At 67.1% G+C, this 12,466-nt stretch carries 10 protein-coding genes; 6 read left to right on the top strand and 4 right to left on the bottom strand.

All coding sequences use genetic code 11. The features are described from left to right. The first annotated feature begins 2 nt into the window (after positions 1-2). The 4 genes from ABE424_RS13360 to ABE424_RS13345 all read left to right on the top strand — a co-directional run bounded on the left by ABE424_RS13360 (position 3) and on the right by ABE424_RS13345 (position 4,438). Complete coding sequence (locus ABE424_RS13360) at positions 3-1,352, top strand: UDP-glucose/GDP-mannose dehydrogenase family protein (protein ID WP_346492673.1); 1,350 nt, start codon at positions 3-5, stop codon at positions 1,350-1,352. Next, complete coding sequence (locus ABE424_RS13355) at positions 1,345-1,584, top strand: SlyX family protein (protein ID WP_179458549.1); 240 nt, start codon at positions 1,345-1,347, stop codon at positions 1,582-1,584. Before ABE424_RS13360 ends, ABE424_RS13355 begins: the two co-directional genes overlap by 8 nt. Positions 1,585-1,593: 9 nt before the next feature. Beyond that, entirely contained in the window at positions 1,594-2,286 is a 693-nt protein-coding gene (locus ABE424_RS13350; protein WP_346479816.1) for a DUF2058 family protein, read from the top strand. 67 nt (positions 2,287-2,353) lie between these two features. Continuing rightward, positions 2,354-4,438, top strand: coding sequence for an acyltransferase family protein (locus tag ABE424_RS13345; protein ID WP_346492674.1), 2,085 nt, complete (start codon positions 2,354-2,356; stop codon positions 4,436-4,438). 25 nt (positions 4,439-4,463) lie between these two features. Here ABE424_RS13345 and ABE424_RS13340 read toward each other — a convergent pair whose 3' ends face one another. From ABE424_RS13340 to ABE424_RS13325, 4 genes are all read right to left on the bottom strand, one after another. Beyond that, a complete protein-coding gene (locus ABE424_RS13340) occupies positions 4,464-5,669 on the bottom strand; it encodes an MFS transporter (RefSeq protein WP_346492675.1) in 1,206 nt (401 codons plus the stop codon). A 145-nt stretch (positions 5,670-5,814) separates the two neighbouring features. Beyond that, positions 5,815-8,499: a methionine synthase gene (gene metH, locus ABE424_RS13335; RefSeq protein ID WP_346492676.1), complete on the bottom strand. Its 2,685-nt coding sequence runs from the start codon at positions 8,497-8,499 to the stop codon at positions 5,815-5,817. 69 nt (positions 8,500-8,568) lie between these two features. Continuing rightward, a complete protein-coding gene (locus tag ABE424_RS13330; RefSeq protein ID WP_346492677.1) occupies positions 8,569-9,675 on the bottom strand; it encodes a homocysteine S-methyltransferase family protein in 1,107 nt (368 codons plus the stop codon). A 9-nt stretch (positions 9,676-9,684) separates the two neighbouring features. Next, positions 9,685-10,614, bottom strand: coding sequence for a metalloregulator ArsR/SmtB family transcription factor (locus tag ABE424_RS13325; RefSeq protein WP_121037902.1), 930 nt, complete (start codon positions 10,612-10,614; stop codon positions 9,685-9,687). A 147-nt stretch (positions 10,615-10,761) separates the two neighbouring features. On the opposite strand from ABE424_RS13325, the gene ABE424_RS13320 reads away from it, so the two are divergent. After that, positions 10,762-11,910 (top strand): acyl-CoA dehydrogenase family protein, encoded by a 1,149-nt coding sequence (locus ABE424_RS13320; protein WP_179458555.1) that lies wholly within the window; start codon positions 10,762-10,764, stop codon positions 11,908-11,910. Between the two features lie 138 nt (positions 11,911-12,048). Next, positions 12,049-12,342, top strand: coding sequence for a hypothetical protein (locus ABE424_RS13315; protein ID WP_179458556.1), 294 nt, complete (start codon positions 12,049-12,051; stop codon positions 12,340-12,342). Positions 12,343-12,466 lie beyond the last annotated feature (124 nt).

The raw sequence follows: 12,466 nt of genomic DNA, 5'->3' as shown, positions 1-12,466 counted from the left end.
CCATGCGCGTTGCGATTTTCGGTACCGGCTACGTCGGTCTTGTCACGGGTACCTGCCTGGCCGAGGTCGGCCACCAGGTGATCTGTGTCGATATCGACCAGGCCAAGGTCGACGGCCTCAACAACGGGATCATCCCGATCTATGAGCCCGGCCTTGAGCCTATGGTGAAGGACAACCACGCGGCGTCGCGGTTGACCTTCACCTCCGATGCCGCCACCGCGATCGCGCATGGCCAGGTGATCTTCATTGCCGTGGGCACGCCACCGGACGAGGACGGCAGTGCCGACCTGCAGTACGTGCTGGCCGTGGCCCGCACCATCGGCCGGCACATCACCGTGCCGGTGGTGGTGGTGAACAAATCGACCGTGCCGGTAGGCACGGCCGACAAAGTCCGTGAGGCCATCGCGCAGGCGCTGGCCGACCGCGGCATGGAGATCGCGTTCGACGTGGTCTCCAACCCCGAATTCCTCAAGGAAGGTGACGCGGTCGCCGACTGCATGCGGCCGGACCGCATCGTGGTGGGCGCGTCCAATCCCGATTCGATCGCGTTGATGCGCCGCCTGTATGCACCGTTCAACCGCAACCACGACCGCGTGGTGGAGATGGACGTGCGCTCGGCGGAGCTGACCAAGTACGCGGCCAACGCGATGCTGGCGACCAAGATTTCGTTCATGAACGAGATCGCCAACATCGCCGAGAAGGTCGGTGCCGATATCGAGCAGGTCCGCCAGGGCATCGGTTCGGATCCGCGCATCGGCTGGCACTTCATCTATCCCGGCGCCGGTTACGGCGGCTCGTGCTTCCCCAAGGATGTGCAGGCGCTGGCCCGCACCGCCCAGCAGTACGGCCATGAGCCGATGCTGTTGAATGCCGTCGAAGCGGTAAACGAGCATCAGAAGGGCCATCTGTTCGCCCTGATCCAGCGCCACTACGACCGTGGCGAAGACGAAGGCGTGCGCGGCAAGACCTTCGCGGTGTGGGGCCTGGCATTCAAGCCGAACACCGATGACATGCGAGAGGCCTCCAGCCGCCGCCTGCTGGCGCAGCTGTGGGAAGCCGGTGCGACGGTGCGCGCCTATGATCCGGAAGCGACCGAAGAAGCGCGCCGCATTTTCGGCGAGCGCGATGACCTGGTGTTCTGCGCCAACGCCTATGACGCCCTCGAGGGCGCCGATGCGCTGGTCGTGGTGACCGAATGGAAGCAGTTCCGCAGCCCGGATTTCATCCGGCTGCGCGAGATGCTCAGCGATGCGGTCGTCTTCGACGGCCGCAATCTGTACGACCCGCAGGATATCGAAGCCGCGGGCCTGGCTTACTACGGCATTGGCCGGGGACGTTCGTTGAATGCATGAGTCCACACCCTCCGAGCGCGAACAGGCACTGGAAGCACGCCTGGTCGAGCTGGAAATGCGCGTCTCCTTCCAGGAGCAGGCGCTGGCCGAACTGAGCGAGGCCCTGGCCGATGCGCGCATGGAAGGCAACCGCAATGCCGACCTGACCCGCATCCTGCTCGAAGACCTCGGCAAGGTCCGCACCGCGTTGTATTCCGATTCGGCCGAAGAGCCGCCGCCTCCGCATTACTGATCTGACGTCATGAGCGATACTCTCCGCGACCAGCTGCTGGGCCTTGGCTTCAAAGCCGCGCCCAAACCCGAACGAACCAACGACCGCAAGCCGGATCGTCGACCCGATGCGCGCCGCGATGGCCGCCCGGCCGGCAAGCCGCAGGGCGCACGCCCGGCCGGCAAGCCCGGCGAGGGCCAGCGTCCCGCCCGCGACGGCGACCGCCGCCCGCAGGGCAAGGGCCGTCCCGCCGGCGCCCGTCCGCCCCAGGGCGCGCCCGGCAAGCCGCGCTCGCGCGAGGACATCGACCTCGCCAAGGCGTATGCGATCCGTGCGCAGAAGGAAAAAGACGACCGCATCGAGGCCGAGCGCCTGAAGCAGGAAGAGGCGCGCCTGCGTCGCGAAGCCAAGGCCAAGCTGGAGGTCCTGCTGGAAGGCAAGTCCCTCAACGCCGAAGCGGCCGACATCGCGCGCCATTTCCCGTATGGCGGCAAGATCAAGCGGATCTACGTGACGGCCGACCAGCTCAAGGCACTCAATGCCGGCGAGCTCGGCGTACTGCAGCAGAACGGCCGCTACGTGCTGGTGACTGCTGCGGTGCTGGCCGAGGCCGAAGCGGTATTCGCCCCCTCGGTGGCGCTGAAGGTGGACCCGAACGCGCCGGCTGGCGAGGATCCCTACGCCGATCCGCAATACCAGGTGCCGGACGACCTGGTCTGGTAAGCCAGCGACACCTTGGTTGAACGCACTGGGCGCCGTCAGGCGCCCAGTGCATGTCAGGAGCAGGACCATGCAGGAACGCAGTCCCGGGTACTTCCCGCATATCGATGGCCTGCGTGCCATCGCGGTGCTGGCGGTCATCCTCTATCACCTCAAGGCCAGCTGGCTGCCCGGCGGCTTCACCGGTGTGGACGTGTTCTTCGTCATCTCCGGCTTCGTGGTCAGCGCGTCGGTGGATCGACTGCCGGCGGTGGGCGGCTGGGCCGGGCTGGCGCGCTTCTACGCGCGCCGCATGCGCCGCATCGCCCCGGCACTGGTGGTGTGCCTGCTGGTAACGGCGATGCTCAGCGCGTTGCTGATTCCCGAATCCTGGCTCAGCGAGACCAGCGACAAGACCGGGCGCATGGCGTTCGTGGGCTTGAGCAACTGGGTGCTGGCCAGCACCGGCAATGACTACTTCTCGCCGCGCACCGAGTTCAATCCGTACACGCACACCTGGTCGCTGGGGGTGGAGGAACAGTTCTACCTGCTGTTCCCGCTGTTGTTCCTGGCCTGGGCCAAAGGTCCGCGCGGGCGCTGGCTGTCGCTGGGGCTGTTCGGCGTGGCCACCGTGGCATCGCTGGGGTATGCGGTGTTCCGGGCGCGGCAGGGCGGCCATGAGATCGATGCGTTCTACTTGACCACCACACGGTTCTGGCAGCTTGGTGCGGGCGTGCTGTTGTTCCAGCTGTTGGCGTTGAGCGGCCGGTTCACGCCGCCACCGGTGCCGCCGCGTGGCTTCAGCTGGCGCTCGCCGCTGCTGTTACTGAGCCTGCTGGCGCTGGGCTACGGGCTCTGGTCGGCACGCCCGGGCCATTCGCCGTGGATCGACGGCCTCTGGCCGGTACTGGGTACGCTGGGGCTGCTGGGTCTTCTGCAGCGCTCGGCGGGCGGCTGGATCGGCCGCGCGCTGGCGACCACGCCGATGGTCACGATCGGGCGCCTGTCCTACTCGTTATACCTGTGGCACTGGCCGGTCTTCGTACTGTTCCGCTGGACCGTGGGCCTGGAGACGCTGGCCACCGGCGCCGCGGCGCTGCTATGCGTGGCGCTGCTGTCCTGGCTGTCGTGGCGCTGGGTGGAGCAACCGCTGCGACACGGCGCGCGCTGGCGCGTCAGCAACGCGCGCTGGGTCGCAGTCGGGCTGGGCGTGCTGGTGCTCGGGGCCGGGCTGCAGTCGGCGCTGGTCAAGACCCAGCAGTACACCTCGCTCAGCGTGGTCAGCCGCGCCCCGCTGGACTGGTATCCGTATGCCAAGGGGCTGAAGAAGGAAATTCCCGAGTGCCGCGTGCGGGTCGGCAATGTGCCGGTGGCCGGCGGGCAGGCGCGCCTGTACGAGCGCGGGGAGTGCCCGGGACGCACCGCATCCACCCGCCAACTGTTCGTGGCCGGGGATTCGCACGCGCTGGCTTACCACGAGCTGCTGCAGCGCCTGGCCGTGCTCGACGGTGCGCCGATCCGACTGTACGGCAGCGGCGGCTGCGCGCTGGTCGGGCTGCGCGCCTGGCAGGGCCCCAATCCAGCCTGCGAGGCTTACGCGCGCAACGTGCTGGAGGATATCCAGGCGCGTGCGCAGCCGGGCGATGTGGTGCTGCTGGCCGGGCTGCGCCTGCCGCGCCTGTCCGAGCAGTACGCCCTCTTCGACGTCGCCCAGGTACGTGCCGAACATCTCAGCGAGGCGGCCGATTCAGGGCGCACCGCTGAAGTGGCGCACTGGGTCGAGCAGCTCACCCCGCTGGCCGAACGTGGCGTGCGCATCGTGCTGGAAGCGCCCAAACCGGTGCTGCCGGCGCCTCCGTACCGCTGCTCGGATGTGTTCAACCGGCACAACCCGATCTGCGCCCACGGCATGACCATCGCGCGCAGCGAGATCGAGCAGCTGCGTACGCCGGTGCTGGCCGGCCTGCAGCAGGTGGCTGCCGGTCTGCCCGGTGCGTCGATCTGGGATCCGATGCCGTTGCTGTGCCCCGGTGCGCAGTGCCTGCCGACCCGCGACGGCAAACCGCTGTTCTTCGATGGCGACCATCTCAGCGGCTACGGCAATCGTCTGCTGCTGCCGGATTTCCAGGCGCATCTGCGCCGCTTGGAGGCGACGGCGCCAGCCGCCGCGCCGTGAGTCGCCAGCCACGCATGGCGTGGCGCTACACGGCTGCGCGTTTCCGGCGGCCGGCGCGCAGCAGCGGCAGGCTGATCGCGAAGAAGCACAGCAGGGCGCCGGCCAACGCGAATCCGCTGCCGGCCAGGAACGCCGTGCGGCCCTGATCGATGGGCCACAGCTGGCCGGCGATCAATGCACCGAGCACGCCGCCCACGCCGGACGAGAAGCCGTACAGCAGGCCCTGGCCATGGCCGTTGAGCCGGCCGGGGAAGTAGGTCGCCAGCATCTGCATCGCGGCGGCGAAGAAGGCCGCGAATCCCAGTGCGTGCGCGGTCTGCGCGATCAGCATCACCGGCAGGTTCTCCGGGAACAGCGCGGTGACCGCCCAGCGCACGGTGGAGCTGAGCAGCGCGATCAGCAGCATCCAGCTGGCGTCATAACGGCGGAAGAAGCGGCCGATGGTGAAGAACACGCCTACTTCGAACACCACCCCGATCGTCCACAACACGCCCAGCGTGGAGGTCGCGTAGCCGTGGTGATCCATGTAGACCGAGAAGAAGGTGTAGTAGGGGCCGAACGACAGCTGCTCCATGAACGCGGCCAGGAAGAACGCCAGCACCTGTGGCTTGCGCACGATCTGCCAGAAGCCGCTCGCGTCGCTGTCGGTGCGCTGCAGGTTGCGCGCGTAGCGGTTGGCAAAGCCCGAGGCGGTGAGCAGGCCGAACAGCGGCAGCATCAACCACGGCAGCAGATGCGCGTTGCCGGCACCGCCGTCGCCTTCGATGATCCAGCCGAACAGCATCACCACGGCGATGAAGCCCAGCGAGCCCCACACCCGGATCAGCCCGTAACGGTGGCTGTCACTGCCCAGGTGGGTCAGCGTGATCGATTCGAACTGCGGCATCACCGCGTTGTAGAAGAAGCAGAACGTGATCATCGCCGGATACAGCCACGGTTGCGGCAACGGCAGCAGGAAGGCACAGAACGTCAGCAGGGTCAGCACGCAGCCCAGCCGCAGCCAGAAGATCGGGCGCGGCGACGCGGCGGCGAGGGAGGTCCAGGTGGTGGGCGCGACGATGCGGGTGGCGTACCAGAGGCCCATCATCACGCTGATCGCGGTGACGCTCATCCCGCGCGAGGTCAGGAACAACGACCAGTACGGGGTGAACGCGCCGAGGGCGGCGTAGTAGAAGAGGTAGAACGAGGACAGGCGGACGGCCGGAACGGCGTCGCGGGGGAGGGCGGTCATGCGGGGTCTCGGAGGGCGCGCACCCACCAACAGCGGGTGCCTACCCGGGCATTATGCCGTCAGCACCCGACCGTGGGTCGGGCAATCGAACGACACCGGCAATCCATCACGTCGGTAGCACCCGACCGTGGGTCGGGTGGCACGCTCATTCCGGATCGTAATCCAGGTTCGAGGCCAGCCAGCGCTCGGCCTGCACACGGTCCACGCCCTTGCGCTTGGCATAGTCGACCACCTGCTCGCGGGTGACCCGGCCGACCACGAAATACTGGCTCTGCGGATGGCTGAAGTAATAGCCCGACACCGCTGCAGTGGGCAGCATCGCGAAGCTCTCGGTCAGCTGCATGTCCGCGTTGCGCTCGGCATCCAGCAAGCGGAACAGCGTGGCTTTCTCGCTGTGCTCCGGACAGGCCGGATACCCGGGGGCAGGTCGGATGCCGGCGTACTTTTCGGCGATCAGCGATTCGTTGTCCAGCTGCTCGTCCGGCTGGTAGCCCCAGTAATCCATGCGTACATGCTGGTGCAGGCGCTCGGCCAGCGCTTCGGCCAGGCGGTCGGCCAGCGCCTTGAGCAGGATCGCGTTGTAATCGTCGTGGTCGGCCTCGAAGCGGGCCACGTGCGGGTCGATGCCGATGCCGGCGGTCACCGCGAACGCGCCGATCCAGTCCTGCCTGCCGCTGTCGGCCGGCGCGATGAAATCGGCGAGGCAGAAATCCGGGCGTTCGACCGGCTTGTCCACCTGCTGGCGCAGGAAGTGCAGCACGGCCGGGCCGTTGTCGGTGCGCAGGTGCACGTCATCGCCGACGCTGTTGGCCGGCCACAGGCCGAACACGGCTTTGGCGGTCAGCCACTTTTCCGCGACGATCCGGCTGAGCATCGCGCGGGCGTCTTTGTACAGGTCGGTCGCCTGGGGCCCGACGATCTCATCGGTGAGGATCGCCGGATACTTGCCGGCCAGTTCCCAGGCCTGGAAGAACGGCGTCCAGTCGATCACCTCGACCAGATCGGCCAGCGGGTAATCGTCGAGCACATGCAGGCCCGGCTTGCGCGGCGCCGGCGGTGTGTAGGTGGCCCAGTCGCCCACGAAGCGCTGGGCGCGCGCCTTGGCGAGGGTCACCAGTCGCTTGGCGTCGCCACGGTTGCGGTGGCGCTGGCGGATGTCGGCGTAGTCGGCCTCGTTGGCGGCCACGAAGGCATCGCGCAGCTCGCGCGAGATCAACGACTGTGCCACGCCGACCGCGCGCGAGGCATCCTTTACCCACACCGTGGGCGCCTTGTAGTGCGGGTCGATCTTCAGCGCGGTGTGCGCGCGCGAGGTGGTCGCGCCGCCGATCATCAACGGCATCGTGAAACCCTGCCGCTCCATCTCGCGGGCGACGTGGCTCATCTCTTCCAGCGAGGGCGTGATCAGACCCGACAGGCCGATGATGTCGGCGTTCTCGGCGCGCGCGGCATCCAGGATCTTCTGCGCGGGCACCATCACGCCCAGGTCGATCACATCGAAGTTGTTGCAGGCCAGGACCACGCCGACGATGTTCTTGCCGATGTCGTGCACGTCGCCCTTGACCGTGGCCATGATGATCTTGCCGTTGCTCTTGGCGGTGTCCCCGCTGCGTGCCTTCTCGGCCTCGATGTAGGGCAGCAGGTAGGCAACCGCCTTCTTCATCACGCGCGCGGACTTGACCACCTGCGGCAGGAACATCTTGCCGGCGCCAAACAGGTCGCCGACGATGTTCATGCCGTCCATCAGCGGCCCTTCGATGACATCCAGCGGACGCGTCGAGCGCGCACGCGCTTCTTCGGTGTCCTGCTCGACCCACGCGTCCATGCCGTGCACCAGCGCATGCGCGAGGCGATCATTGACCGGCTTCTCGCGCCAGGCAAGGTCTTCGCCGCGCACTTCGCCCTTCTTGCCCTTGTAGCGCTCGGCGATCTCGAGCAGGCGCTCGGTACCGTCGCTGCGGCGGTTGAGGATCACGTCCTCCACGCGCTCGCGCAGCTCGGCGTCCAGATCGTCGTAGATCGGCATCGCACCGGCGTTGACGATGCCCATGTCCATGCCCGCGCCGATGGCATGGAACAGGAACACCGAGTGGATCGCCTGGCGAACTGTTTCGTTGCCGCGGAACGAGAACGACACGTTGGAGACACCGCCGGAGACATGGCAGTGCGGCAGAGTGCGCTTGATGATGCGGGTGGCTTCGATGAAGTCGACCGCGTAGTTGTCGTGCTCTTCGATGCCGGTGGCGACGGCGAAGATGTTCGGGTCGAAGATGATGTCCTGCGGCGGGAAGCCGACCTGCTCGGTCAGGATCCGGTAGGCGCGGGTGCAGATCTCCACCTTGCGCGCGCAGGTATCGGCCTGGCCATCCTCGTCGAAGGCCATGACCACCGCAGCGGCGCCGTAACGCAGCACCTTGCGCGCCTGTTCGATGAACTGCGCTTCGCCTTCCTTGAGCGAAATCGAATTGACCACGCTCTTGCCCTGCAGGCATTTCAGCCCGGCCTCGATCACGCTCCACTTGGAGGAGTCGACCATCACTGGAATGCGCGCGATGTCCGGCTCGGACATGATCAGGTTGAGGTAGCGCGTCATCGCCTTTTCGGAATCGATCAGGCCCTCGTCCATGTTGACGTCGAGGATCTGCGCACCGTTGGCGACCTGCTGGCGCGCCACTTCCACCGCCTCTTCGAAGCGCTCTTCCTTCACCAGCTTGCGGAACTGGGCGCTGCCGGTGACGTTGGTGCGCTCACCGATGTTGACGAACAGCAGGTCCGGGGTGATGACCAGCGGCTCGAGACCGGACAGGCGGGTGTAGCGGGAAGACGTCATGGGCAGGCGGGCACGGGCTGGCGGAGGAGGGTCAACGACAACGACGACGGGAGCGTGGGGCGGACGCGGTCATGCCGCGTCTTCCAGCGGGGGGGCCGGCAGGCGGCGGGGCGGCAGATCGGCGACCGCCTCGGCGATCGCGCGGATGTGCGCCGGGGTGGTGCCGCAGCAGCCGCCCACCAGGTTGAGCAGACCGGCACTCGCGAACTCACGCAGCGTGATGGCCATCTCTTCCGGGGTTTCGTCGTACTCGCCGAAGGCGTTGGGCAGGCCCGCGTTCGGGTGCGCGCTGACCAGGCACTCGGCCACGGTGGACAAGGTCTCCACGTGCGGCCGCATGTCGCTGGCACCGAGTGCGCAGTTCAGACCGATCGACAGTGGTCGGCCGTGCGCGACCGAGGCGTAGAACGCTTCCGCCGTCTGTCCGGACAGGGTGCGCCCGGAGGCATCGGTGATCGTGCCGGAGATCATCACCGGCAGGCGCCCGCCGCGGGCATCGAACACCTCTTCGATGGCGAACAGCGCGGCCTTGGCGTTGAGCGTATCGAAGATGGTTTCCACCATCAGGGTGTCGGCGCCGCCGTCGATCAGGCCGTCGATGGCTTCGCGGTAGGTCTCGCGCAGGGCATCGAAACTGGTGTTGCGGAAACCGGGATCGTTCACGTCCGGGCTGATCGAAGCGGTGCGGCTGGTCGGGCCGAGCACGCCGATCACGAAGCGCGGCTTGCCCGGCGTGGTCGCCGCGACCGCATCGCAGCAGGCGCGCGCCACCGCGGCGCCGGCTTTGTTGAGCTCGTAGACCAGGTGTTCAAGGTGATAGTCGGCCTGGCTGACCGAGGTCGCGTTGAAGGTGTTGGTCTCGACCAGATCGGCACCGGCTTCCAGGTACGCGGTGTGGATGCCGCCAATCACTTCCGGCCGGGTCAACAGCAGCAGGTCGTTGTTGCCCTTGAGATCGTGCCCCTGCGGCGTCTCACCGGGCGCGGCATGGTCGCAGCCGGGCCCGTGCTGGTGGTCGTAGCCGTCGGCGAAGCGCTCGCCGCGGTAGTCGTCCTCTTCCAGACCATGCCGCTGGATCATCGTGCCCATGGCCCCGTCGATGATCAGGATGCGCTGGGCCAGCGCCGTTTCCAGCGCGTGCACGCGGTCGGGGTGGAGCCAGGGCTGGGATGACATGGGCAGACCTCAGGGCTTGCTGGCGATCAGCGAGATGACTTCGAAATGCGGCGGGCGCTTCTCGCGGGTCACGGTTTCCAGGCTGGAGACGACCAGACCGGCCTTCTCCACGAACTTGCGCAGTTCCTTGTCGCTGAAACCGAGGTTGACGTGGCCATAGGCATCCACGGCCGCACGATGCTCGTGCCGGGCCAGGCTGCACAGCAGCAGGCGACCGCCCGGGCGCAGCACACGCGCGCCTTCGGCAACGGCCTGGGCCGGTTTGGCCGCGTAGGTCAGCGCATGCATCAGCACCACCAGGTCGAAGCTCTGGTCGGGGAAGGGCAGGGCATGCATGTCGCCTTCGCGCACTTCCACGTTGGCCAGCCGGCGCAGGCGCTCGCTGGCTGCGGCGACCACGCGCGCGCTGGTGTCGATGCAGATGTAGCGCTTGGCGTGCGGCGCTACAAGCTCGGCCAGCACGCCGTCACCGGAGGCGATGTCGAGCACGTCGCCGGTTTCCAGCAGCGGCAGCGCAGTGCGTGCCAGCGCTTCCCAGGTGCGACCGGGGGAGTAGTGGCGTTCCATGTCGCCGGCGACGCTGTCGGCCCAGTTCTGGTCGGCGGCACGGCTGGCCATTACCGCGGCCACGCGTTCAGCGTCCTGGCGCAGCAGCGGGTCGTCGCTGCCGGTGCTCAGGGCATGCCACAATGCGCGCTGCGCCGGGTCCAGCGCGGCGTCATCGAAGCGGTAATACGCCGAGACGCCGGAGCGACGGTCGCGGACCAGACCGGCTTCCTTGAGCCGGGCCAGATGGGTGGACACCCGCGGCTGGGCCAGCGTGGTGATGGCCGACAGCTCGGCCACGGTGAGTTCTTCCTGTTCCAGCAGCGCCAGCAGGCGCACCCGGGTGGCGTCGGCGAACACTTTCAGCCGGACGGACCAGTCCTCGAGATCCATAAATATCTACCTATCGCGATATAGAGATATTTTCGTCCTTTGGCGGCGGTCCGGTCAAGTCAGGCGTGCCTCCCCGCCCCCCGGTACAATCGCCCGACCTGGCCGCGCTCTGCGCGGCCATATCACTAATGTCCCCGGGAGGGTGTTGTGGATTTCAGCTTTACCGAAGAGCAGTTGATGCTGCAGGACGTTGCGCGCCGTATCGCGCAGGAAAAGATCGCGCCCAGCGCCGAACACCATGACCGCACCGGCGAGTTCCCGCTGGAGAACATCCGCCTGCTGGGCGAGAACGGTCTGATGGGCATCGAAGTACCCGAAGCCTACGGCGGTGCGGGCATGGACCCGATCGCCTACGTCCTGGCGATGGTGGAGGTCGCCGCCGGAGACGCCGCGCATTCGACGATCATGTCGGTCAACAACTCGTTGTTCTGCAACGGCATCCTGACCCATGGCAGCGAAGCGCAGAAGCAGAAGTACGTGCGGGCCATTGCCGAGGGCGAAGCCATCGGCGCGTTCGCGCTGACCGAGCCGCAGTCCGGCTCGGATGCGACGGCGATGCGCTGCCGCGCGGTCAAGCAGGCCGACGGCACCTACGTCATCAACGGCAAGAAGAGCTGGATCACCTCCGGCCCGGTCGCCAAGTACATCGTGCTGTTTGCGATGACCGATCCGGACCAGGGCGCACGTGGCATCACCGCGTTCATGATCGACACCGACAACGCCGGCTTCCACCGCGGCAAGACCGAGCCGAAGCTGGGCATCCGTGCTTCGGCGACCTGCGAGATCGAGTTCCAGGATTACGTGGCTGCTGCCGATGACGTGGTCGGCAAGGAAGGCGAGGGCTTCAAGATCGCCATGGGCGTGCTCGATGCCGGCCGTATCGGTATCGCTTCGCAGGCGATCGGCATCGCGCGTGCCGCGTACGAAGCCACGATCGAATACGTGAAGGACCGCAAGGCCTTCGGCGCCGCGATCGGTACCTTCCAGATGACCCAGGCCAAGATCGCCGACATGAAGTGCAAGCTGGACGCAGCGCTGCTGCTGACGCTGCGCGCGGCATGGGTGAAGGGCCAGGGCAAGCGCTTCAGCAATGAAGCGGCGATTGCCAAGCTGACCGCCTCGGAAGCAGCGATGTGGATCACCCACCAGGCCGTGCAGATTCACGGCGGCATGGGCTATTCCAAGGAAATGCCGCTGGAGCGTTACTTCCGTGATGCCAAGATCACCGAGATCTACGAGGGCACCTCGGAAATCCAGCGGTTGGTGATCGCGCGCAACGAGACTGGATTGCGCTGAGGGAGCGCGGCCACGACCCACGGTCGTGGCCCGCCGGCGGAGGCTGTAGCGTGGGGGGCCGCCCGCCGGGTAGGTGCCTACCGTTGGTCGGCACGCGGGGTAGTGCAGAATGTGCGGTCCCGCTCTACAGGTCACCCCATGGTTATTTATCGAGGCGCAGGATTCCTGACCCTGCTCACCCCCATCGCCACCCTGCTGCTGTTGATGTGGCTGTGGCCCGATCCTGCTGTTGCCAAAGGCAATACCTCGCTGGCGCAGCTGTTGATCGGCTTCGGCATCGGCGCAGCGATCAATGTCGTGCTGGGCATGGTGCTCAACCGCGGCCCGCGCGCGGAGGGCGAGCCTGCCCGCCATCATTTCTTCTACCTGCCGATGCAGTGGCCGTCGCTGGCGATCGTGGTCGCCTGTGCAGCGGTGGCGCTGCTGCGCTGAGACGTTTGGTAATGCGCTGAGACCGTTTGGTGATGCGCTGAGACCGTGTGGTAGTTGGGCGGGCCGGGGGGGCCACCCACAGCCCCCCCCCCACGGGGGAAAGGTGGGGAGCCCACCCCCCCCG

The organism is Stenotrophomonas sp. TWI1149, assembly GCF_039673155.1.
Classification (GTDB): domain Bacteria; phylum Pseudomonadota; class Gammaproteobacteria; order Xanthomonadales; family Xanthomonadaceae; genus Stenotrophomonas; species Stenotrophomonas maltophilia_AA.
Note: the sequence above shows the minus strand (reverse complement) of the source record. Positions and strands in the feature narration are given on the sequence as shown.